Below are 22,325 nucleotides of genomic sequence, written 5' to 3' on the forward strand. Positions count from 1 at the left end.
GACGGTTTGATGCAGGCAGAACCATGAAATCTGCATGGCCGCCGAAAGGTCGCTTTCATACCATGAGCGGCATTCCACACAAGACAAAAAAGCACTCTCGACATGTCGACACTCGCTACCCCCGCCCATGCCGGGCCCGCGTCCGCGCGCGGCGGTTTGCCGCCTCTGCTGTGGCTTTGCCTCGCGGCCACCTGGGTGGTCTGGGGCTCGACCTATCTCGCGATCAAGTACGCGCTGATCAGCTTTCCGCCGTTCCTGCAGATGGGGTCGCGCTTTCTCGTGGCGGGCGTGCTGCTGGCGGCGTGGATGCGCTGGCGCGGTGCGCCTTGGCCGACGCGCCTGCAGTGGCGCAATGCCCTGATCGTCGGCGCGTTGATGCTCGGTGGCGGCATGGGCGGCACGGCCCATGCCGAGGTGTCGATTGGCTCGGGGCTGGTGGTGGCTTTCATCGCCGTCATTCCGTTGCTGATCGCGCTGCTGAACCTGATCTGGGGCATCAGGCCGACACGGCTCGAGGCGGCCGGCATTGCACTGGGGCTGGTCGGTGTGCTGATGCTGACGCAGGGCAGCGGTTTCAAGTCGTCGCCCGAAGGGCTGATGGCGATCTGCGTGGCATGCGTCTGCTGGTCGCTCGGCAGCGTGCTGAGCCAGCGCAGCCTGCCGCTGGCGCCCGGTGCCATGGGCTTCGCGAGCGAGATGTTGTGCGGCGGCGTGGTGCTGATGGTGCTGGCCGCGGTGTCGGGCGAAACGATGGCCTGGCCGCCGCAACCCGTGGCGGTGGCGGCGTGGGTGTACCTCGTGGTGTTCGGCTCGCTGATCGCGTTCAACGCGTACATGGTGCTGCTCGCGCAGGCGCCGGCGGCACTGGCGGCGAGCTACACCTTCGTCAATCCGGTGATCGCGATGCTGTTGGGCGTGTGGATCGCCCACGAGGCGGTCTCGCGCTTCGAGTGGTACGCGGTGGGCGTCGTGCTTGCGGGGGTGCTGTTGCTGCTCTTCAAGCGAACGAAGAAGAGCGGCGCCTGAGCGCTCGCGGCGTTCAGGTTCTTCAGGCTCAGGTGCCCGGCCGGCGCCAGAACGCCAGCGTGGCCGCAAGCAGCCACATGCCGACGGCGCAGCCGCGGTTCAGCGCCTTGAGGCCCCGGCGCGAGAGCCAGCGCACCGCCTGCGTTCCGGCGGCTGCGTAGGCCAGCATCACGCAGGTGTCGAGCACCACGAAGATTGCGCCGAGCAGCAGGTACTGCGGGCCTTGCGGCTTCGCGATGTCGATGAACTGCGGCAGGAAGGCCGCGAAGAACAGCACTGTCTTCGGGTTCGACAGGGCCACCATCAGGCTGCGCATCAGCGCGATGCGGCCGTGCGGGCGAATCTCGATGCTGGACTTGGCCAGCGCGGTGCCGAGGTCGGTCGCATCGCTGCGCCAGAGCTTGATGCCCAGCCAGACGAGGTAGGCAACGCCGGCCACGCGAATCGCGTTGAAGAGCATTTCCGACGCCGCGAGCAGCGAGCCCAGCCCGAGCGCGACGACCGCGATCAGCGTGACGCTGCCGAGCGACGCGCCCGCAATGCCCCAGCTCGCGCGGCGCATGCCGCCTTCGATGCCGTTGGAGAGCGCCAGCAGCATCGTCGGCCCGGGGATCACGGCCAGCGCGAGCGAAGCGACGACGTAGATGAGCAGGGTGTCGAGGGTCATGGCTTGGTGGCGGGTGGGCGTTGGGAGGCGGCGCGGGCACGCGCCAGTGCGGCTTCGACGATGGAGCGCTTGCGCGTGTCGGCGTCTTGCGGGGCTGCGGCTTCGGGCGCCTTTGTCTCTTCGCTGGCCGCCGCCTTGCGGTGTGCGGCGTGGAGCTTGTAGCGTTGCCGCGCTGCTTCGGCCTGCGCTTGCGACCAGGCCTGCCAGCCGCTGCGGCCCGGCGTTTCGACTTCGAGCGAAATGCAGTCGACGGGGCAGACCGGAATGCACAGCTCGCAACCCGTGCAGTGCGCCTCGATCACGGTGTGCATGCGCTTGTTGATGCCGATGATGGCGTCGGTCGGGCAGGCATCGAGGCACAGCGTGCAGCCGATGCACCAGGCTTCGTCGATGACGGCCATGGCGCGCGGGCCTTCGGTGCCGAACTGGGGATCGAGCGGCAAGGGCGCGCGGCCCGTGAGCAGCGCGAGCCGCTCGATGCCTTCGGCACCGCCCGGCGGGCATTGGTTGATGCCCGCCTCGCCGGCGGCCACGGCCTGTGCGTAGCCAGCGCAATCCGGGTAGCCGCACCGTGTGCACTGCGTTTGCGGCAGTGCGTCGTTGATGCGTGCGGCGAGCCCGTTCACTGGCGGTTGGCGTGCGCGCGTTTCAGCGCGCGGCGCGGGTGGCGGGCTTCTTGCGCGCCACGGCTTTCTTGGCGGGTGCGGCCGCGACGGTGGCCGTCTTGGCAGCCTTTGGCGCAGCGGTGCTCTTTCTTGCGGCAGCGGTGGCCGTCTTGCGTGCGGGCTTGACCGTGTCTTCGGCGGCCAGGCTTTCCCGCGTGCCGGCGCGGCTCTGCGGCTGGTCGTTGGCAGCGATGAACTTCACCAGCTTCGGGTAGACCAGTTCGCGCCAGCGGCGGCCGCTGAAGATGCCGTAGTGGCCCGCGCCCTTGACTTCGTAGTGCTCGCGCTTGGCGTCGGCGATGCCGGTGCACAGGCTGTGTGCGGCTTCGGTCTGGCCCGAGCCGGAGATGTCGTCGAGTTCGCCTTCGACGGTCAGCAGCGCGGCCGAGCGGATGTCTTGCGGACGCACGCGCTCGATCTGGCCATCGGGGTTCTTGACGTCCCAGGTGCCGTTGACCAGCTCGAACTGCTGGAACACGGTGCGGATCGTGTCGAGGTAGTAATCGGCATCCATGTCGAGCACGGCGTTGTACTCGTCATAGAACTTGCGATGGGCCTCGGCGCTGGCGTCGTCGCCCTTGATGAGGTCCTTGAAGTAGTCGTAGTGGCTGCTGGCGTGGCGGTCGGGGTTCATCGCCACGAAGCCGGTGTGCTGCAGGAAGCCGGGGTACACGCGGCGGCCTTCACCCGGGAAGCCCTGCGGCACGCGGTAGATCACGTTGTTCTCGAACCACTCGTAGCTCTTGTTCATCGCGAGGTTGTTGACCGCGGTGGGCGACTTGCGGGCGTCGATGGGGCCACCCATCATCGTCAGCGTGAGCGGCAGTTGTTCGCCGCGGCTGGCCATGAGCGACACGGCGGCCAGCACCGGCACCGTGGGCTGGCACACGCTGACCACGTGGCAGTTGCCGTACTCGGCCTGCAGCAGGCGGATGAACTCCTGCACGTAGTTGATGTAGTCGTCGAGGCGGAATTCGCCTTCGGACAGCGGCACCAGGCGCGCGTTCTTCCAGTCGGTGATGTAGACCTTGTGGTCTTGCAGCATGGTGCGCACGGTGTCGCGCAGCAGCGTGGCGTAGTGGCCCGACAGCGGCGCCACGATCAGCACCACGGGCTGGCTCTTGAGCGTCTTGAGGATGTGGGGCTCGTCGGTGAAGCGCTTGAAGCGACGCAGCTCGCAGAAGGGCTTGTCGAGCTCGATGGCTTCCTGGATCACGACGTCTTCGCCGTCGACCTTGACCGACTTGATGTTGAACTCGGGCTTCTCGTAGTCCTTGCCCAGGCGGTAGAGCAGGTCGTAGCCGGCGGCCATGCGCTGGGCCATTGGCAGTTGGCCCCACACGGCGCCCTGGCCGTAGAGCTTGGAGGCTGCCTGCGCGAAGTCCGAGAACGGCTCCATCAGGGAACGCTGGGCTTCGTAGAGTTGATAAAGCATCGCTGGTCTTGGAGTGGAATGTTGCGGTGCAATATATCAGCGCATTCGCTGCGGTGCAGGGGGCCTAACCCCTACATCGACCCCGCTGCGAGGGTCCTTCTTTGTGCAAGCGTGAAGGAATCGTCGCCAAGACGATTCCCTCACACTTTGCTGTCACCTAGATGACTTTGGCGATCGACGCGCAGACGTAGTCGATGTTCTTGCTGTTGAGCGCAGCCACGCACATGCGGCCGGTGTCGGTGCCGTACACGCCGAATTCGTTGCGCAGGCGGACCATCTGGTCCTTGCTCAGGCCCGAGTAGCTGAACATGCCGATCTGGGTGGTGATGAAGCTCATGTCTTCCTTCACGCCGGCGGCCTTGAGGCCGTCGACCAGCTTCTGGCGCATGGCCTTGATGCGCACGCGCATCTCGCCGAGCTCTTTTTCCCACAGGGCGCGCAGCTCGGGGGTGCCGAGCACCGCGGCCACCACGGCGCCGCCGTGCGTGGGCGGATTGCTGTAGTTGGTGCGAATGGCGATCTTGAGCTGCGACAGCACGCGGCCGGCTTCTTCCTTGCTCTCGCACAGCACCGACAGGGCGCCGACGCGTTCGCCGTACAGGCTGAAGCTCTTGGAGAACGAGGTCGAGACGAAGAAGGTCAGGCCGGCTTCGACGAACTTGGCGACAGCGGCGCCGTCTTCCTTCAGGCCGTAGCCGAAGCCCTGGTAGGCCATGTCGAGGAAGGGCACGAGGTTCTTGGCCTTGACGGTGGCGACCACCTGGTCCCATTGGGCCGAGGTGATGTCGTAGCCGGTCGGGTTGTGGCAGCAGGCGTGCAGCACGACGATGGTGCCGGCCGGCGCTGCATTGAGTGCGGCCAGCATGCCGTCGAAGTTGATGCCGCGCTTGGCGGCGTCGTAGTAGGGATAGCTTTCGACCTCGAAGCCCGCGTTGGTGAACAGCGCGCGGTGGTTTTCCCAGCTCGGGTCGCTGATCAGGACCTTGGCGTTGGGGTTGAGCTTCTTCAGGAAGTCGGCGCCGACCTTGAGGCCGCCGGTGCCGCCGATGGCCTGGATGGTGGCGACGCGGCCCGATTGCACGGGTTCGCTGTCGGCGCCGAAGACCAGCACCTTGACGGCGTTGTCGTAGGCCACGATGCCGTCGATGGGCAGGTAGCCGCGCGCGGTCGGCGCTTTCATCATGTTCTGTTCGGCGGCCTGCACGCACTGGAGCAGGGGCAGCTTGCCGTTGTCGTCGTAATAGACGCCGACGCCGAGATTGACCTTGTTGGGGTTGGTATCGGCTGCAAATTGCTCGTTGAGGCCGAGGATCGGGTCGCGCGGTGCCATTTCGACCGCGGTGAACATAGACATGGAAAGGTCCTTTGGGATGAAAGCTTCGCTGGCAACCGGACTTGCGCTACGCTTTCCGGTTGCCTTGAATTTTACCGGCGCCATCGCCACCTGTCGGGAACAGCCATGCCAGAGAACAACGAAGCCATAGCAGACCTGAAGAAACTGGACCCGATCGGGCCGGCGAAACAGGGCGAATTCATCCGCTACCCAGACTCGCCTTTCGAGCTTTTCCAGCCCTATCCGCCGGCCGGGGACCAGCCCAAAGCTATCGAAGGGCTGGTCGAGGGCGTGCTCGACGGCGAGGTGTTCCAGACGCTGCTGGGCGTGACCGGCTCGGGCAAGACCTTCACCATGGCCAATGTCATTGCGCGGCTGGGCCGCCCGGCCATCGTGTTCGCGCCCAACAAGACGCTGGCGGCGCAGCTCTACAGCGAGTTTCGCGAGTTCTTCCCGAAGAACGCGGTCGAGTACTTCGTGAGCTACTACGACTACTACCAGCCCGAGGCCTACGTGCCCCAGCGCGACCTGTTCATCGAGAAGGACTCGTCAATCAACGAGCACATCGAGCAGATGCGGCTGTCGGCCACCAAGAGCGTGCTGGAGCGGCGCGACACGGTCATCGTGGGCACGGTGAGCGCCATCTACGGCATCGGCACGCCCGAGGACTACATGGAGATGCGGCTGATTGCCCGGGTGGGCGACAAGGTCGGCCAGCGCGACCTGATCTCGCGGCTGATCCGCATGCAGTACACGCGCAACGAACAGGATTTTGCGCGGGGCACTTTCCGTGTGCGCGGTGACACCATCGACGTGTTTCCGGCCGAGCACAGCGAACTGGCAATCCGCTTCGAGCTGTTCGACGACGAGATCGAGTCGCTGCAGCTCTTCGATCCGCTGACCGGGCGTGTCCGGCAGAAGGTACCGCGCTTCACGGTGTATCCGTCGAGCCACTACGTCACGCCGCGCGACAAGGTGATGGCCGCCGTGGAAACCATCAAGACCGAGTTGGGCGAGCGGCTCAAGGAGCTGGTGGGCGCGGGCAAGCTGGTCGAGGCGCAGCGCCTGGAGCAGCGCACCCGCTTCGACCTCGAAATGCTCGCTGAAATCGGCCATTGCAAGGGCATCGAAAACTACACGCGCCATCTTTCCGGGGCCGCGCCCGGCGATCCGCCGGCCACGCTGACCGATTACTTGCCGAAGGACGCGCTGATGTTCCTCGACGAGAGCCACCAGATGATCGGCCAGCTCAACGCCATGTACAGCGGCGACCGGGCGCGCAAGACGACGCTGGTCGAATACGGCTTTCGCCTGCCGAGCGCGCTGGACAACCGGCCGCTCAAGTTCGAGGAGTTCGAGACGCGCATGCGCCAGTGCATCTTCGTCTCGGCGACGCCGGCGCAGTACGAGAAAGATCACGCAGGCAATGTCGTCGAGCAGCTGGTGCGGCCGACCGGCCTGATCGACCCCGAGGTCGAAGTGCGGCCCGCCACACATCAGGTGGACGACGTGCTGGGGGAGATCCGCATTCGGGTCGACAAGGGCGAGCGCGTGCTGATCACCACGCTGACCAAGCGCATGGCCGAGCAGCTGACCGATTACCTGGGCGACAACGGCGTGAAGGTGCGCTACCTGCACAGCGACGTCGACACGGTCGAGCGGGTGGAGATCCTGCGAGACCTGCGGTTGGGCACGTTCGACGTGCTGGTGGGCATCAACCTGCTGCGCGAGGGGTTGGACATTCCGGAGGTCTCATTGGTGGCGATCCTCGACGCCGACAAGGAAGGCTTCCTGCGCGCGGAGCGATCGCTGATCCAGACCATCGGCCGTGCGGCCCGCAATCTCAATGGCAAGGCCATCCTCTATGCGGACAAGATGACCGATTCGATGAAGGTGGCCATCGGAGAGACCGAGCGCCGGCGCACGAAGCAGATCGCCTACAACGAGGCCCATGGCATCACGCCGCGCAGCATCGTCAAGCAGGTGCGCGACATGATCGACGGGGTCTACAGCGAGAAGACCGGCAAGGAAATGGCCAAGCTCGACCTGGAACGCGCCAAGGTCGAAGACATGAGCGAGAAGGACATCGCCCGGGAAATCAAGCGGCTCGAGAAGCTCATGCTTGAACACGCGCGCAACCTCGAATTCGAGAAGGCGGCACGGGTGCGCGACCAGCTGGCGCTGCTGCGGGAGCAGGCTTTTGGCGGCTCTGGAAGCGACAACATCGCGGTTTTGCCGCAGTAAGTCAGAGGTTCGCGTTCTTCAAGCGATCCGCGCTGGGGTTTACCCGAGCGGACCTGAAGGTCTTCTGTTATACTTGAGCGAAATACTCAAGAACAAAAAAGAACTTCGCGATGAAGGACCGACTCCTACCGGCTGGTTCACCAGCAGCAGGGGTCGGGCAGGGCGGAGACGAAGTCACCGCGGTCCAGGGCCACGGTGTCATTTCAACGGTAAGCACTTGAAGGAGCTTGCGATGCGTCTCACTACCAAAGGCCGTTTTGCGGTCACAGCAATGATCGATCTGGCGTTGCGTCAGAACACCGGTCCGGTCACGCTGGCTGCGATCAGCCAGCGGCAGCAGATTTCGTTGTCGTATCTCGAGCAACTGTTCGGGAAGCTGCGTCGCCACGAGCTGGTCGAATCGACACGCGGCCCCGGCGGCGGCTACAGCCTCGGCCGCAAGGCTGCAGACATCACCGTGGCCGACATCATCGTGTCCGTTGACGAACCCATCGATGCCACGCAATGCGGTGGCAAGGAAAACTGCCTCGGTGAAGCCGGCCGTTGCATGACGCACGAGCTTTGGGCCTCGCTGAACCAGCGCATGGTCGAGTTTCTTGATTCCGTCACGCTGCAGAAGCTGGTCGATGACCAGATCGCCAAGGGCGTGCAGATCGAGAACAAGCCGGTCGTCAAGCGCGCGATCTCGGCGCAGCCTGTGGTCAAGCCGATTCGCGTGAACGCGCCGAATTCGGTGTTTGCCCTCGGCAATGTGTTCGCCAAGTCCTGAGTGTCCTGAGTTTTGACCGCGCCTTCGGGCGCTGTCACGAGCAGCCCAGATTAAAAAACAACCCCCACGCCAGCACGAGCCAGCCATGGACGTAACTCCTCATTTTCCGATCTACCTCGATTACGGCGCGACCACGCCGGTCGACCCGCGTGTGGTCGACGCCATGATTCCCTGGTTGCGCGAGCACTTCGGCAACCCGGCGTCGCGCAGCCATGCCTGGGGCTGGGAAGCGGAAGAGGCGGTCGAGAAGGCTCGCGGCCAGGTGGCCGACCTGATCAATGCAGACCCCCGCGAAATTGTCTGGACCTCGGGTGCGACCGAGTCCATCAATCTCGCGCTCAAGGGTGCTGCCCAGTTCTACAAGGGCAAGGGCAAGCACCTGATCACCCTGAAGACCGAGCACAAGGCGGTGCTCGACACCATGCGCGAACTGGAGCGCCAGGGCTTTGAAGTCACCTATCTCGACGTCGAAGAAAACGGCCTCGTCGATCTCGAGAAATTCAAGGCGGCCATTCGCCCCGACACGATCCTGGCCAGCGTGCTCTTCGTGAATAACGAAATCGGCGTGATCCAGGACGTGGTCGCGCTAGGCAATGCCTGCCGCGAAAAGGGCGTGATCTTCCACGTCGACTCGGCCCAGGCCACTGGCAAGGTCGACATTGACATCACGAAGCTGCCCATCGACCTGATGAGCCTCGCTTCGCACAAGACCTACGGCCCCAAGGGCATCGGTGCGCTGTATGTGCGCCGCAAGCCGCGCATTCGCCTCGAAGCGCAAATGCACGGCGGTGGCCACGAGCGCGGCATGCGCTCGGGCACCTTGCCCACGCACCAGATCGTGGGCATGGGCGAGGCCTATCGCATCGCCAAGCTCGAGATGAAAGACGACATCGCACATGCGCGCCGCCTGCAGAAGCGTCTGCTCGACGGCCTGAAGGATGTCGAGCAGGTGTTCATCAATGGCGACCTCGAGCACCGTGTGCCGCACAACCTGAACATGAGCTTCAACTACGTCGAAGGCGAGTCGCTGATCATGGGCATCAAGGGCCTGGCGGTGTCGTCGGGTTCGGCCTGCACCTCGGCCAGCCTGGAGCCCAGCTACGTGCTGCGCGCCCTGGGCCGCAGCGACGAGCTGGCCCACAGCAGCCTGCGCATGACCATCGGCCGTTTCACGACCGAAGAAGAAATCGACTACGCCATTTCGACCATCAAGCACAACGTCGCGAAGCTGCGCGAGCTGAGCCCCCTGTGGGAGATGTTCCAGGACGGCGTCGACATCAGCACGATCCAGTGGTCGGCCCACTGACGCGGGCTTGCCCAGCGCTCCACGATTGAACAAAGTTTGAGAGGTACACCATGGCATATTCATCCAAGGTCATCGACCACTACGAAAATCCACGCAACGTCGGCTCCTTCGAAAAGGGCGACGACACGGTGGGCACCGGCATGGTCGGCGCACCGGCTTGCGGCGACGTCATGAAGCTGCAGATCAAGGTCAACCCCGAAACCGGCGTGATCGAAGACGCACGCTTCAAGACCTACGGCTGTGGCTCCGCCATCGCTTCGTCCTCGCTCGTGACCGAGTGGGTCAAGGGCAAGACGCTCGACGAAGCCGCTGCGCTCAAGAACGCGCAGATCGCCGAAGAGCTGGCATTGCCGCCGGTCAAGATTCACTGCTCCATCCTGGCCGAAGACGCCATCAAGGCCGCAGTGAGCGACTACAAGGCCAAGCACGGCGTCAAAGCCGACCAAGCGGAAGCCGTCCACTGACATGGCCGTCACGCTGACCGAAGCCGCTGCGCGACACGTCACCCGCTACCTCGGCAAGCGAGGCAAGGGCGTGGGTGTGCGGCTGGGCGTGAAGACCACCGGCTGCTCCGGCCTTGCCTACAAGCTCGAGTACGTCGACGAACTCACGCCTGAAGACGTGGTGTTCGAAGACCACGGCGTGAAGGTGCTGGTCGACCCGAAGAGCTTGGCCTACATCGACGGCACGCAGCTCGACTTCGTGCGCGAAGGCCTGAACGAGGGCTTCAAGTTCATCAACCCGAACGAGCGCGACCGTTGCGGCTGCGGGGAAAGCTTTCGCATCTGATGCGCCGTCGCTGATTGCGACCACAGCCGCCACCATGTCATGTGCTGGCGGTTTTTTCTTGCCATGAATCTCAACGACACCGACTTCCAACTGTTTGCCGTTCCTGCCACTTTCGCGCAGGACCGCGCCGTGCTCGACGCCCGGTGGAAAGAACTGCAGCGCGAGGCGCACCCCGACCGTTTTGCCGCGCAAGGGGCTGCGGCGCAACGCGTGGCCATGCAGTGGTCGGTGCGCATCAACGAGGCGTACCAACGGCTCAAGGACCCGGTGCGACGCGCAAGCTACATCTGCGGGCTGCACGACGCCCCCGTGAACGCCGAGAACAACACGGCGATGCCACCCGACTTCCTGATGCAGCAGATGGAGTGGCGCGAGGCGCTCGACGATGTCGACGGTGCCGATGCGCTCGACAAGCTGCAAGCCGAGGTCGAGGCCGCACGTGCACGCGCGCTTTCATCGCTCGATTGGCTGATCGACGAGAAGGGCGACTACCCCGCCGCCGCGCAGCAGGTGAGAGCCCTCATGTTCATTGAGCGCTTCGGACAGGACGTCGAAGCCAAATTCGATCAGTTGGGACAATAACGGCATGGCTCTTCTTCAGATTTCCGAACCCGGCCAGGCGCCTGATCCGCATCAGCGCCGCATCGCCGTGGGCATCGACCTTGGCACCACGCACTCGCTGGTGGCCTCGGTGCGCAATGGCGTGGCCGAATGCCTGCCCGACGATCAGGGCCGCGTGCTGCTGCCCTCGGCCGTACGCTACCTGGACGGCGACCGTCGGCAGATCGGCTTCGACGCGGTTGCCGCACGCGCGCAGGACCCGACCAACACCATCACTTCCGTCAAGCGGCTCATGGGGCGCGGACTCGCCGACATCGCGAACCGCGAAGCGATGTCCTATCGCATCGAGGGCAGCGATGGCGGCATGGTGAAGGTGCAGACCCAGGCTGGCGAAAAGTCGCCTGTCGAGATCAGTGCCGAGATCCTGGCGACGCTGCGCTATCGGGCCGAAGACACCTTCGACGATGAGCTCTATGGCGCGGTCATCACCGTGCCGGCCTACTTCGACGAAGGCCAGCGCCAGGCCACCAAGGATGCCGCGCAACTCGCCGGACTCAATGTGCTGCGCCTGATCAGCGAACCCACGGCCGCGGCCATTGCCTACGGCCTGGACAACGCGAGCGAGGGCGTCTACGCCGTCTACGACCTCGGTGGCGGCACCTTCGACATCTCGATCCTGCGGCTTGCGCAGGGCGTGTTCGAGGTGATTGCGACGGGCGGCGACTCGGCGCTCGGCGGCGACGACTACGACCATGCGCTTGCCGACTTCGTGCTGGCCCAAACCGGCCTGCAAGCCGGCAGCGACAACGACAAGGCCGCCATGCTGGTGGCCGCCCGCGCCGCGAAGGAAGCGTTGACCGATTCGAATTCGATCGCCTTCCGCGCCGATGTGGCGAACATCACCGTTCAGTTCGACCTGACGCGCGAGCATTTCGACGCGGCGACAAAGCCGCTCACCGATCGCACGATCACTGCCGTGCGCAAGGCGCTGCGCGATGCAAAGCTCAAGCCGGACGACCTGCAAGGCATCGTGCTGGTCGGCGGTTCCACGCGCATGCCGCAGGTCCGCCGTGCCGTGGCCGATTTTTTCGGTCGTGAACCGCTGGTCAACCTGAACCCCGACGAAGTCGTGGCGCTGGGCGCAGCGATCCAGGCCAATCAACTGGCCGGCAACAACGGCGCGGGCGAACTGCTGCTGCTCGATGTGATTCCGCTGTCGCTGGGCATCGAAACCATGGGCGGCCTGGTCGAGCGCATCGTGCCGCGCAACCAGACCATCCCCACGGCGATGGCGCAGGACTTCACGACCTACCAGGACGGCCAGACCGCTCTTGCACTGCACGTGGTGCAGGGCGAGCGCGACCTGGTGGCCGATTGCCGCAGCCTCGCGCGCTTCACGCTGCGTGGCATCCCGCCGATGGCGGCAGGTGCGGCACGTATTCGCGTGACCTTCACTGTCGACGCTGATGGCCTGTTGAGTGTCAGTGCCAAGGAGCAGGGCAGCGGCGTCGAGGCCAGCGTTGCAGTCAAGCCGTCGTACGGTCTCTCTGACGAGCAGATCGCGACCATGCTGCAAGAGAGCTTCTCCACTGCGCAGCAGGACATCCAGGCTCGCGCACTGGTGGAGGCGCGGGTCGATGCAGACCGCATGCTGCTCGCCACGCAAAGCGCACTGAATGCCGATGGCGACCTGCTGAACGACAGCGAGCGCGCGGTGATCGATGCCTCGATGGCGAAGCTGCGCGAAGCCGCCAAAGGCAATGAAGCCGCGGTCATCGAAGCCGTCACGAAGGCCCTGGCCAATGACACCGAGGCCTTCGCCGCCCAGCGCATGAACGCAGGCATTGCGCGTGCGCTGGCTGGCCGCAAGGTCGAATCTCTCTAGAACAACAACATGCCCACGATCAAGATCTACCCGCACCCCGAGTACTGCCCGCAAGGCGCCGAGATCACCGCGCCCGCCGGTACCTCGATCTGCGAAGCGCTGCTCGACAACCACATCAACATCGAGCATGCCTGCGAGATGAGCTGTGCCTGCACCACCTGCCACGTCATCGTGCGTGAAGGCTTCAACTCGCTCAACGAAGCGGAAGAGGGTGAAGAAGACCTGCTCGACCGCGCATGGGGCCTGGAGCCGCAATCGCGGCTGAGTTGCCAATCGATCCTGGCGCAGGAGAATGTGACGATCGAGATTCCCAAGTACTCGATCAACCACGCAAAGGAAAATCACTGATGTCGCGCCAGATCGTCCTCGATACCGAAACCACCGGCCTGTCCGCCGAGAACGGCGACCGCGTCATCGAGCTTGGCTGCGTCGAGCTGTTTGCCCGCAAGCTCACGGGCAACGATCTGCACATCTACTTCAACCCCGAGCGCGAGAGCCATGAAGACGCGCTCAAGGTGCACGGCCTGACGACCGACTTCCTGCGCGACAAGCCGAAGTTTGCGACGCTGGCCAACGACATCGTCGAGTACCTGCGAGGCGCCGAGCTGATCATCCACAACGCGGCCTTCGACGTCGGCTTCCTCAACAAGGAACTTGAGATGGCGGGGTTGCCGCCGCTGCGCAGTTTCGTCAGCGAAGTGACTGACACGCTGGCCATGGCGAAGCTGGTGTACCCGGGCAAGCGCAATTCGCTCGATGCACTGTGCGACCGCTTCGGTGTCGATCGCTCGAACCGCACCTTCCACGGCGCCAAGCTCGACGCCCAACTGCTGGCCGACGTCTATATCAACCTGACGCGCGGACAGGATGCGCTGCTGATCGATGTGGCCTCGAACGAGCCCGCGCAGGGCACTACCGTGGTGGCGGTTGACCTGAGCCAGTTCGAGCTGCCGGTGATCCTCGCGGCCGAGCATGAACTGACCGCGCACGAGACCGTGCTGACGCAACTCGACAAATCAAGCAACGGCAAGACCTTGTTTCGCCAAAACGCGTAAAAAGCTGTGGCATAATCTGAGGCTTCGCAGAACGCGATACGTTTTCAAGACGCTGCAGTCAAACAGCAGCGTCAAGGGCGGTTAGCTCAGGGGTAGAGCACAGCATTCACACTGCTGGGGTCGGAGGTTCGAAGCCTCCACCGCCCACCATACTTTTAAAAGCGACCTGGATTTCCAGGTCGCTTTTTTGTTTTGGGCGCTGCTCGAAACGACCGGAGCTACTTGGCTCCGAACAGGTCATTGCAGCTATCGCACGCAAAGTACAGCTTCTGCTCCCCGCATTGAACCGAACCCGTGGCACCGGCGCGAATCTGCCAGTCGCACGACTTGCCCTGCCGGTTCAGCGTGCCCTCGACATAGCAGGGCGCGAGCTCGTAGTTGTCGTGCAAGGTCTTGTAGTCGACCTGCCGGGCTCGCGAGAAGAACTCCTGCGCCTTGCCATGGCTCTGCGGCACGTCGGAGGTGCGGCAGCTGGCCGGTTCGTCGGAATGGAAGTCGGCCATGTAGATGTTCGTGAATGCGGCATCGGGTGCAGCGCAAGATGTCGCGAGCATCGCGGCCGCCATCAGCGCAACGACGCGAGCTCTCATTTCCATACCGCTGAACTCGCTTCGCCCGGGTTCTTGTAAGAGACCGTCGGATGCCTGTAGACGTCGCTCGACTTCAGGTTGAACTGCACATACAGCGCATCGATCAGCCACTGGAGCGATGTGTTCTGCGCCGCCGTCACAGCCTCATAGGTCTTGTCGTCGATGTGCATACCGACCAGCTCGATGCCGATGGCGTCGCTGTTCACTGGATAGCGGTCGGGATACGACTTGGCGCGTTCGTGTGCATCCAACGCGTTGATCTGGCTTGTCCAGGACATCGCCAGCATCTTGGCCATCGCGGCCGTGTCGCAACTGCTCTTGTTGACGGTCAGGCACTTCGACTTGATGAGCTTCCCGACGTGGTAGCAGCGCGCATAGACGCTGGCGGTCTGGTAGATCTGGCCGTTCTTGTCGATCAGGAAGTGGGCGCCGTTGCCGCCCACCTGGTAGCCGTTGAGACTGGCTTCGGCAGTCGACGAGTCGGTTTGGTGAACGACGATGGCCAGCACACTGGGAAGCGCGCCGTGTTCGATTCCGGACGAACGCCGAAGAATCACCTTGGGATCGATCAGCATCCCGTTTGCATCGATGGTGGACATTTCTCTCCCTCAAGAAAACAAGGCTTGGCCGAGCTGTGGCAGCGCGTGAAAGTACAACACACCCACTGGGGATTTCAAAGCCGAAGGAAGTAGTACAGCAGGGAGGCGTTTCGCGGGCCCTGCGCACGGTTGCGATGTCGCGATCGATGGCAATGCCCGTCTCTGCGGGCCCCTGTGATGGCACAAGGCGCGTTGACCAACGGAGCTGTCAGTGCGCGCTGACGGCAAGTGCAGCTTGGCGCCGGCGCAGACCTTCGTGCAGCGGCCTACAACGGCAGGGAAAGGAGAGCGACCGTGGCCACCCATCCTGATTTTCCGACGCCTGTCATGCCGAACCTGCCCGTCGAGCCCGACGAAGGGCCAAGTCCGCCGCCCGACGAACCCACCGACCCCGAGCCACCACCCACCGTGTCGTGATTCCCGCGCGCGAGCCGCGCTAAGCTCGCACGATGGACGAAATCGATTGCGTCGTCATCGGCGGTGGTGTGGTGGGGCTGGCCGTGGCGCGCGCATTGGCGCTCGCCGGCCGGGAAGTGCTGGTGCTCGAAACCGAAGGTGCCATCGGCACCGGGACCAGTTCGCGCAACAGCGAAGTGATTCACGCGGGCATCTACTACCCGCAGGGCTCGCTCAAGGCGAGGCTTTGCGTGGAGGGCAAGCAACTGCTGTACGCCTACGCGGCAGAGCGCGGCGTGCCGCACCAGCGTTGCGGCAAGCTCATCGTGGCGACTTCGGCGGAGCAGGCTGGCCAGCTCGACGCCATCCGGGCGAAGGCCGCGGCCAACGGCGTCGATGACCTGGTGCAGATCAGTGCCGAGCAGGCCATCGCGATGGAGCCGCAACTGCATTGCGTGGCGGCGCTGCACTCACCGAGCACCGGGATCGTCGACAGCCACGCACTCATGCTCAGCCTCTTGGGCGACCTGGAGAACGCGGGCGGCATGCTGGCGCTGAAATCGCCCATCACGCGTGCGGAATGCGAAAGCGACGCCATCGTGCTGATCGCGGAAGACGGCACCACGCTGCGCTGCCGCAGCGTCGTCAATGCAGCGGGCCTCGGCGCGCCCGCGCTGGCCCGGCGTTTCGAAGGCCTGCCCGCTGCAGCGGTTCCAACGGAATACTTCGCCAAGGGCAACTACTTCACCCTGTCGGGCAAGGCACCTTTTGGTCGACTCATCTACCCCGTGCCCGAGCCGGGCGGCCTGGGGGTGCATCTGACTGTCGACCTGGGCGGGCAAGCCAAGTTCGGACCCGACGTGCAATGGGTCGCTTCCGCCGATGACCTGGTGGTGGACCCGGCGCGCGGCGAGGGCTTCTATGCCGAGGTGCGAAAGTACTGGCCCGCCTTGCCCGACGGCGCGCTGATCCCGGGTTATGCGGGCATGCGGCCCAAGATTTCCGGCCCCGGCGAACCGGCCGCCGACTTCGTGATCGACGGGCCCGAGGCGCATGGTGTGCCGGGGGTGGTGAACCTCTTCGGCATCGAGTCCCCGGGCCTCACGAGCAGCCTTGCCATCGGCCGTTATGTGGCCGCCATGCTGGCCGACGCTTGAGCCAGCAGGGCGCATGGAAAGGCCTCGACGTGCGATCGCGGGCACAAGTCCGCACATCTGTCGCGCATGAGGGGCTTTCGAGCCTGTAACATGACAGCACGCCATATGCTGGCGTGAAGCCGCCGGCGCGGTGCCGGTGTCATCACGGAGGAAAGATTCCAATGAGTGCATCCCAAAATCTTGAAGCAGCAGCTGAAGACATCGCAAGCGACGTGCGCGGCGTGCTGGCCAGCAAGGACCTGGATTCGGTTCCCCACATCAAGGCGCTTCGCCAACGCATCGACACCAAGCTCGCCATCGCGCGCGAGCTCGCCGCCGAAAAGAGCAAGCTCGCTGCCAAGAAGGCGCGCGACGCGGCCTCCGCCACCAACGCCTACGCACACGACGAACCATGGCAGATCGCTGGCGCCGCACTGGCGGTCGGCGTGCTGGTGGGCCTGTTGCTTGGCCGCCGCTGATCACCTGAGCGCGCACTGCGGCATCGTCCCGCCGGCTTGCCGGCGTACTGACGGAGCCAGCCCATGAGGCTACGGTCCCTGTTCGGACTCGATGCCCGGATTCGCCGGCTGCGCATAGCCGCCGCCGAAGGCGCTCTGGCGGCCGAAGACCGGGTGCAGCTGCTGCGCATGACCTGGGAAGACGAGAAGCAGCGCCTGAAGCTGATGCTCGTGTTCGTGGTTGCCGTGCTGGGCCTGACCACGGTGGCGGTGGCCCTGTTGTCGATGGCGGTGGTGGTGCACTTCTGGGACACGCCGTATCGCGCCACGGCCGCCTGGTGGGTGGCCGGTGTGTGGGTTGCGCTCTGGCTTGCTGCGGCCATCGGCCTGCTGCTGACCTTGCGCAACGCGTCCAGCAACTTCATTCCGACGCGCCATGAGTTCGAGCGCGACTGGGCCTGGGTGCAGGACCGTTTCGGCCTTGGCAAAGACCCGGAACAGCACGAAGACGAGCCACGTCCCCCGCGACCGGCCACGCGCGAAGAACTGTTGGCGCGCATGGACCGTCAGCGCGAGCGCATCGCAACGATGCAGGGCGGTCGCGAGACCCAGCCCGCAAGCGCCGCTGCCGAACCACCGCCCAATGAGACAGCGGCCGCTGCGGCGTTGCGTATCGCAAAGGCGCATCCCGTGGCCACTGGCGTGGTCGCGGCAGCTGCCGTCGTGGTGATCCGCCCCAAGCGCCTGCTGCGCTGGGCCGCAGTCATTGCGCCGATTCTCTGGCGCATGCGCTGAAGAAGAGAAGAAAAAGCCTCAGGCCTTGCTGCGGTCCCGCAGCAGCGCCTGAGCCGCTTCGCGGACCAGCCCGGGGCCGCGGTAGATCAACCCCGTATAGATCTGCACCACATCCGCACCGGCCGCGACCTTGGCCTTTGCATCGGCCGCACTCAGGATGCCCCCGACCCCGATGATCGGGAAATCCTTCCCCAGTGCTGCACGCAATTGCGCAATGACGCGGTTGCTGGCTTCGCGCACCGGCGCTCCCGACAGTCCGCCCGCTTCCTCGGCATGAGGCAGGCCGGCGACTGCATCACGCGCGAGCGTGGTGTTGGTGGCGATTACGCCATCCATGCCGTGCCGTTTCAGGGTGGCGGCAATGACTGCGACCTGGGCTTCATCGAGATCGGGTGCGATTTTCACGAACAGTGGCGAGCGCTTGTTGTGGCGCGCCGCCAGCGTTTCGCGTCGCTCGGCCACCGCGCCCAGCAGCGCATCGAGCGCTTCGTCGCTCTGCAGCGATCGCAGGTTGGCGGTGTTGGGGCTCGAAATGTTGATCGTCACGTAGTCGGCATGCGGGTACACGCCGTCGAGGCAGGCCAGGTAGTCGTCCACCGCGCGCTCGATCGGCGTGGCGGCGTTCTTGCCGATGTTCAGGCCCAGCAGCATCGGTGCCTTCGCACCGCCACCGGCCTTGCGAAAGCGCGCCTTCTGCACGTTGGCAAGAAAGGCGTCCAGCCCCTCGTTGTTGAAGCCGAGCCGGTTGATCAGCGCGTCGCGCTGCGGCAGGCGGAACATGCGCGGCTTGGGGTTCCCGGGCTGCGCCTTCGGCGTCACCGTGCCGACTTCGACAAAGCCGAAACCCATGGCAGAGAAGGCGTCGATGCAGCGCGCGTTCTTGTCGAGGCCGGCCGCCAGGCCCACGCGGTTCGGAAAAGTCAGCCCGGCGAGCTGGATGGGGTCGTCGACGCGTGGCGCGGAATACGCGCAGGCCAGCGGCGTGTTCTGCGTGCGCGCCAGTCCGTCGAGCGTCAGTTCATGGGCGTGTTCGGGGTCGAAACCAAAGAGGAAAGGGCGGGCCAGGCCGTAGAGCGAGGAGGGCATCAGCAGGGGCATCGGATAATTCTCGACTTCAATGAGCCAAGGATTCTCCGCGATGACCGCACCCGCCTCCCCATCTTCCGCTCCCGCAGCCTCCGCCCCGCTGTCCCAGGACGAACTCAAGGCCCAGGTCGGCCGTGCCGCGCTGGCCTATGTGGTCAAGGGCGAGATCGTCGGGGTCGGCACCGGCTCGACGGTCAACAAGTTCATCGACGCGCTGGCCACGATCAAGGACCAGATCAAGGGCGCCGTCTCCAGTTCGGTGGCCTCGACCGAGCGGCTGCGTGCGCTGGGCATTCCGGTTTTCGACAGCAACGAGGTGGAAGAACTGGCCGTCTACATCGACGGCGCCGACGAAATCGACCACCGGGGCTTCATGGTGAAGGGCGGTGGCGCGGCGCTCACACGCGAGAAGATCGTTGCGGCGCAGTCGCGCAAGTTCGTCTGCATTGCCGACGAGTCCAAGCTTGTCGGCACGCTCGGCGCCTTCCCGTTGCCGGTCGAAGTGATCCCGATGGCCGCACAGCGCGTGATGCGCCAGTTCGCCAGCATGGGCGGCATTGCGCAGGTTCGCGAGAAGGACGGCTTGCCCCTGGTGACCGACAACGGCCAGCACATCGTCGATGTGACCGGCCTGCAGATCAGCGACCCGCTCGCCTTCGAATCCGAAGTGAGCCAATGGCCGGGCGTGGTGACGGTCGGCGTTTTCGCGCACCAGAAGGCCAACGTATGCCTGCTGGGCACGGCCACGGGCGTGAAGACGATGCAGTTCGCCTGAAGAGGCGAACCGGGCAGGGTCAGAACTTGATGCCGGCCGGGTTGTTGGGGCTCGGCTCGCTCGATGCCGGCGGCGGCGCGGGTTGCACCGCCGGTGCCGTCGCCGCAGGGCGCGGTGCAGGCGCCGCCTGCTGGGCAATCAGCGGCCGGGCCGGCGCGTTGCGGTAGCCAGCGGGCAGGATGTTGCTCTTGGGGTATCCGGCCGCATCGAGGTACTTCGACCAGTCGCCGTCCGAGTAGCCCTTGAGCTGCTGCGATCCGATCGTGAGCAGCGGCAGCGCCGTCTGGCTGCTCATGCGTTGCAGCGCCTCGACCTCTTCATTGCTCTTGATCGTGCGTTCCTCGAAGGGAATGCCTCGGGTGGTGAGCAGCGTGCGCGCTTCGCCGCAAGGGGCGCAGTCTTCGCTGCTGTACAGCGTGACCGGGTAGCGCTGCGCCACTTGTCGCAGTTCATACGGAAGCCCCGCATTGGCCGGTGAGCTGATGCCTCCTTGCGGCCCCGCCGCCTGCTCGGCGCTGGCCGAGGGGGCGCGGTCCGAGAAGGTGACCTTGCCGTTTTTGTCGACCTGGCGGTAGACCGGCTGTGCCATGGCGCTCGCAGCGACGAGCACAAGGGCGAGGCCAGCCAGGCGATGCAGCGGGAATTTGTAAGAGATCGGATACATCGCCCGAGTATCGCAAGCTTCAGCGCCGCATCAAGCGGGCTGTGCCTGCGCCATGCCCTGGTGTCGCAACAGCGCATCAAGCTGGGGTTCGCGGCCGCGGAAAGCCTTGAACGAATCCATGGCGCTGCGGCTGCCGCCGGCTTCCAGGATGGCCTGGCGGTACTTGCGGCCGGTCTCGATGTTCGGCTCGCCATCGGCACCCACGGTTTCTTCGAAGGCCGCGTAGGCATCGGCGCTCAGCACCTCGGCCCACTTGTAGCTGTAGTAGCCGGCCGCGTAGCCGCCCGAGAAGATGTGGCTGAAAGTATTCGGCGTGCGGCTGAACGGCGGCGAGGGCATCACTGCCACTTCGGCGCGCACCTTGCCGAGCAGCGCCATCACATCGCCCGGCTTGGCGGTGGCGGCGTGGTACTCGGTGTGCAACAGCATGTCGAACAGCGAGAACTCGATCTGGCGCAGCGTCTGCAGGCCGCTCTGGAAGTTCTTGGCGGCGGTCATTTTGTCGAACAGCGCGCGCGGCAGTGGCTCGCCGGTGTCGACATGGGCCGTCATGTGCCTGAGCACGTCCCACTCCCAGCAGAAGTTTTCCATGAACTGGCTCGGCAGCTCGACCGCATCCCACTCGACGCCGCTGATGCCCGAGACGTCGCGCTCGTTCACCTGCGTGAGCATGTGGTGCAGGCCGTGGCCGAACTCGTGGAAGAGGGTGGTCACGTCGTCGTGCGTGAGCAGCGGCGGCTTGCCGTCGACGCCGCTGGCGAAGTTGCAGACCAATTGCGCCACGGGCGTTTGTAGCACGCCGTTGTCGGGGCGCAGCCAGCGGGCGCGCACGTCGTCCATCCAGGCACCGCCGCGCTTGGCTGCACGCGCGGAGGGGTCGAGGTAGAATTGGCCGACCTTCTGGCCGCCACGTTCGATGCGATAGAACTCGACGCTCGGGTGCCAAGTGGGCGCGCTGTCGCGGCGGATCGACACTTCGAACAGCGTCTCGACGATCTTGAACAGGCCCGCCATCACCTTCGGCGCAGGGAAGTACTGCTTCACCTCTTGCTCGCTGAAGGCGTAGCGCGCCTCCTTGAGCTTTTCGCCGATGTAGCTCCAGTCCCAAGGCTGCGGATCGGTGATGCCCAGTTGCTCCGAGGCGAAGGCACGCAGGTCGGCCAGGTCGCGCTCGCCGTAGGGCTTGGCCTTGGTCGCGAGATCGCGCAGGAACTTGACGACCTGCTCGGGCGATTCGGCCATCTTCGGCACGACAGACAGCTCGCCGAAATTGTTGTAGCCGAGCAGCTTGGCCTCTTCTTCGCGCAGCGCAAGGATCTCGGTGATCAGCGGCGTGTTGTCGAGGGCAGCATCGCCGAATTCGCTGGCGCGCGTGACGTAGGCGCGGTAGAGCGTTTCGCGCAAGGCGCTGCTCTTGGCAAACTGCATCACCGGCAGGTAGCAGGGCATCTTGAGCGTGAGCTTGTAGCCTTCCTTGCCGTCGGCTTCGGCGGCGGCGCGGGCCGCGCTCACCACGTCTTCGGGCACGCCTTCGAGCTCGCCCAGCTTCGCGTAGTAGGCGAAGGCATCGGTGGCGTCGAGCGCGTTCTCGCTGAACTTCTGGCTCAGTTCGGCCTGGCGCTCCTGGATGTCGGCAAAGCGCTTCTTGGCTTCGCCTTTCAGTTCGGCGCCGCCCAGCACGAAGTTGCGCACGGCGTTGCGGTGCGCCTGGCGCTGCTCGGCATTGAGCGTGGCCACATCGATGGCCTTGTACTTGGCGTAGAGCCGCTCGTCGGAGCCCAGGCTGGTCCAGAAGGCGGTCACGCGGGGCATGGCTTCGTTGTAGGCGGCGCGCAGCTCTGGCGTGTCGGCCACGGCGTTGAGGTGGCCTACAGCGCTCCAGGCGCGCCCAAAGCGTTCGGACGCCACTTCGAGCACCTTCGAAATTGCATTCCAGTCCGCAGGAAACTCCGGTGCCGTGACGGTTTGCAGTGCGGTCTCGGCTTCGGCAAGCAGCGCATCGACGGCGGGCGCAACGTGCTCCGGCTTGATGCGGTCGAACAGCGGAAGGTCGGAGAAGTCGAGGAGGGGGTTGTTCGTCATGGCCATGGA

The 22,325-nt window shown here is 64.9% G+C and carries 24 protein-coding genes and 1 tRNA gene; 16 read left to right on the plus strand and 9 right to left on the minus strand.

What is annotated here, in order from left to right:
• Positions 1–102 precede the first annotated feature (102 nt).
• Positions 103–1,026 (plus strand): drug/metabolite exporter YedA, encoded by a 924-nt coding sequence (gene yedA / locus ACGLHS_RS05150; protein WP_394477482.1) that lies wholly within the window; start codon positions 103–105, stop codon positions 1,024–1,026.
• 28 nt (positions 1,027–1,054) lie between these two features.
• Here the strand turns inward: yedA and ACGLHS_RS05155 are convergent, their stop codons facing one another.
• The 4 genes from ACGLHS_RS05155 to ACGLHS_RS05170 all read right to left on the minus strand — a co-directional run bounded on the left by ACGLHS_RS05155 (position 1,055) and on the right by ACGLHS_RS05170 (position 5,147).
• Positions 1,055–1,693: a LysE family translocator gene (locus ACGLHS_RS05155; protein ID WP_394477484.1), complete on the minus strand. Its 639-nt coding sequence runs from the start codon at positions 1,691–1,693 to the stop codon at positions 1,055–1,057.
• Entirely contained in the window at positions 1,690–2,319 is a 630-nt protein-coding gene (locus ACGLHS_RS05160; protein WP_394477486.1) for an RnfABCDGE type electron transport complex subunit B, read from the minus strand. The genes ACGLHS_RS05155 and ACGLHS_RS05160 overlap by 4 nt, the downstream gene beginning before the upstream one ends.
• A 22-nt stretch (positions 2,320–2,341) precedes the next feature.
• Positions 2,342–3,793, minus strand: coding sequence for a polyhydroxyalkanoate depolymerase (locus ACGLHS_RS05165; protein WP_394477488.1), 1,452 nt, complete (start codon positions 3,791–3,793; stop codon positions 2,342–2,344).
• A 157-nt stretch (positions 3,794–3,950) separates the two neighbouring features.
• Positions 3,951–5,147, minus strand: a complete 1,197-nt coding sequence (locus ACGLHS_RS05170; protein ID WP_394477490.1) for an amino acid aminotransferase — start codon at positions 5,145–5,147, stop codon at positions 3,951–3,953.
• A gap of 105 nt (positions 5,148–5,252) precedes the next feature.
• Here ACGLHS_RS05170 and uvrB point away from each other — a divergent pair, with 105 nt between their 5' ends.
• The 10 genes from uvrB (at position 5,253) to ACGLHS_RS05220 (ending at position 13,885) form a co-directional block, all read left to right on the plus strand.
• On the plus strand, positions 5,253–7,370 hold the full coding sequence (uvrB, locus tag ACGLHS_RS05175) for an excinuclease ABC subunit UvrB (RefSeq protein ID WP_394477492.1): 2,118 nt from the start codon (positions 5,253–5,255) through the stop codon (positions 7,368–7,370).
• A 232-nt stretch (positions 7,371–7,602) separates the two neighbouring features.
• Positions 7,603–8,139 (plus strand): Fe-S cluster assembly transcriptional regulator IscR, encoded by a 537-nt coding sequence (gene iscR, locus ACGLHS_RS05180; RefSeq protein ID WP_093237517.1) that lies wholly within the window; start codon positions 7,603–7,605, stop codon positions 8,137–8,139.
• An 85-nt stretch (positions 8,140–8,224) separates the two neighbouring features.
• Positions 8,225–9,445 (plus strand): IscS subfamily cysteine desulfurase, encoded by a 1,221-nt coding sequence (locus tag ACGLHS_RS05185; RefSeq protein WP_093237518.1) that lies wholly within the window; start codon positions 8,225–8,227, stop codon positions 9,443–9,445.
• Positions 9,446–9,495: 50 nt separating this feature from the next.
• Positions 9,496–9,909: a Fe-S cluster assembly scaffold IscU gene (gene iscU / locus ACGLHS_RS05190; protein ID WP_093237519.1), complete on the plus strand. Its 414-nt coding sequence runs from the start codon at positions 9,496–9,498 to the stop codon at positions 9,907–9,909.
• Between the two features lies 1 nt (position 9,910).
• Complete coding sequence (gene iscA, locus ACGLHS_RS05195) at positions 9,911–10,234, plus strand: iron-sulfur cluster assembly protein IscA (RefSeq protein WP_093237520.1); 324 nt, start codon at positions 9,911–9,913, stop codon at positions 10,232–10,234.
• Between the two features lie 63 nt (positions 10,235–10,297).
• The gene (gene hscB / locus ACGLHS_RS05200) at positions 10,298–10,816 is read left to right on the plus strand and encodes a Fe-S protein assembly co-chaperone HscB (RefSeq protein ID WP_093237748.1); all 519 of its coding nucleotides are present in this window, start codon (positions 10,298–10,300) and stop codon (positions 10,814–10,816) included.
• A gap of 4 nt (positions 10,817–10,820) precedes the next feature.
• On the plus strand, positions 10,821–12,680 hold the full coding sequence (hscA, locus tag ACGLHS_RS05205) for a Fe-S protein assembly chaperone HscA (protein ID WP_394477496.1): 1,860 nt from the start codon (positions 10,821–10,823) through the stop codon (positions 12,678–12,680).
• A 9-nt stretch (positions 12,681–12,689) separates the two neighbouring features.
• Positions 12,690–13,028: an ISC system 2Fe-2S type ferredoxin gene (fdx, locus tag ACGLHS_RS05210; RefSeq protein ID WP_013542153.1), complete on the plus strand. Its 339-nt coding sequence runs from the start codon at positions 12,690–12,692 to the stop codon at positions 13,026–13,028.
• On the plus strand, positions 13,028–13,735 hold the full coding sequence (gene dnaQ, locus ACGLHS_RS05215; RefSeq protein ID WP_093237523.1) for a DNA polymerase III subunit epsilon: 708 nt from the start codon (positions 13,028–13,030) through the stop codon (positions 13,733–13,735). The genes fdx and dnaQ overlap by 1 nt, the downstream gene beginning before the upstream one ends.
• A gap of 75 nt (positions 13,736–13,810) precedes the next feature.
• Positions 13,811–13,885: transfer RNA gene (locus tag ACGLHS_RS05220), tRNA-Val, on the plus strand.
• 68 nt (positions 13,886–13,953) lie between these two features.
• Here the strand turns inward: ACGLHS_RS05220 and ACGLHS_RS05225 are convergent.
• Together ACGLHS_RS05225 and ACGLHS_RS05230 are read right to left on the minus strand one after the other, a co-directional pair.
• Positions 13,954–14,331, minus strand: coding sequence for a hypothetical protein (locus tag ACGLHS_RS05225; protein WP_394477499.1), 378 nt, complete (start codon positions 14,329–14,331; stop codon positions 13,954–13,956).
• The gene (locus ACGLHS_RS05230; RefSeq protein ID WP_394477501.1) at positions 14,322–14,924 is read right to left on the minus strand and encodes an N-acetylmuramoyl-L-alanine amidase; all 603 of its coding nucleotides are present in this window, start codon (positions 14,922–14,924) and stop codon (positions 14,322–14,324) included. The genes ACGLHS_RS05225 and ACGLHS_RS05230 overlap by 10 nt, the downstream gene beginning before the upstream one ends.
• A 294-nt stretch (positions 14,925–15,218) precedes the next feature.
• Between ACGLHS_RS05230 and ACGLHS_RS05235 the strand changes: the two genes are divergently transcribed.
• The 4 genes from ACGLHS_RS05235 to ACGLHS_RS05250 all read left to right on the plus strand — a co-directional run bounded on the left by ACGLHS_RS05235 (position 15,219) and on the right by ACGLHS_RS05250 (position 17,709).
• On the plus strand, positions 15,219–15,341 hold the full coding sequence (locus ACGLHS_RS05235; RefSeq protein ID WP_394477503.1) for a stereocilin: 123 nt from the start codon (positions 15,219–15,221) through the stop codon (positions 15,339–15,341).
• Positions 15,342–15,373: 32 nt separating this feature from the next.
• Complete coding sequence (locus tag ACGLHS_RS05240; protein WP_394477505.1) at positions 15,374–16,477, plus strand: NAD(P)/FAD-dependent oxidoreductase; 1,104 nt, start codon at positions 15,374–15,376, stop codon at positions 16,475–16,477.
• Between the two features lie 161 nt (positions 16,478–16,638).
• Complete coding sequence (locus ACGLHS_RS05245; RefSeq protein ID WP_093237527.1) at positions 16,639–16,935, plus strand: DUF883 family protein; 297 nt, start codon at positions 16,639–16,641, stop codon at positions 16,933–16,935.
• Between the two features lie 63 nt (positions 16,936–16,998).
• A complete protein-coding gene (locus ACGLHS_RS05250; RefSeq protein ID WP_093237528.1) occupies positions 16,999–17,709 on the plus strand; it encodes a phage holin family protein in 711 nt (236 codons plus the stop codon).
• 18 nt (positions 17,710–17,727) lie between these two features.
• Here ACGLHS_RS05250 and ACGLHS_RS05255 read toward each other — a convergent pair whose 3' ends face one another.
• Entirely contained in the window at positions 17,728–18,807 is a 1,080-nt protein-coding gene (locus tag ACGLHS_RS05255) for a quinone-dependent dihydroorotate dehydrogenase (RefSeq protein ID WP_394477507.1), read from the minus strand.
• A gap of 40 nt (positions 18,808–18,847) precedes the next feature.
• Between ACGLHS_RS05255 and rpiA the strand changes: the two genes are divergently transcribed.
• On the plus strand, positions 18,848–19,570 hold the full coding sequence (rpiA, locus tag ACGLHS_RS05260) for a ribose-5-phosphate isomerase RpiA (protein ID WP_394477508.1): 723 nt from the start codon (positions 18,848–18,850) through the stop codon (positions 19,568–19,570).
• Positions 19,571–19,589: 19 nt separating this feature from the next.
• On the opposite strand, the gene ACGLHS_RS05265 is transcribed toward rpiA, so the two are convergent.
• Complete coding sequence (locus ACGLHS_RS05265) at positions 19,590–20,234, minus strand: glutaredoxin family protein (RefSeq protein ID WP_394477509.1); 645 nt, start codon at positions 20,232–20,234, stop codon at positions 19,590–19,592.
• A gap of 30 nt (positions 20,235–20,264) precedes the next feature.
• Positions 20,265–22,322 (minus strand): M3 family metallopeptidase, encoded by a 2,058-nt coding sequence (locus tag ACGLHS_RS05270; protein ID WP_394477510.1) that lies wholly within the window; start codon positions 22,320–22,322, stop codon positions 20,265–20,267.
• Positions 22,323–22,325 lie beyond the last annotated feature (3 nt).

Source organism: Variovorax sp. VaC1, from assembly GCF_043658315.1.
Classification (GTDB): Bacteria; Pseudomonadota; Gammaproteobacteria; order Burkholderiales; family Burkholderiaceae_C; genus Variovorax.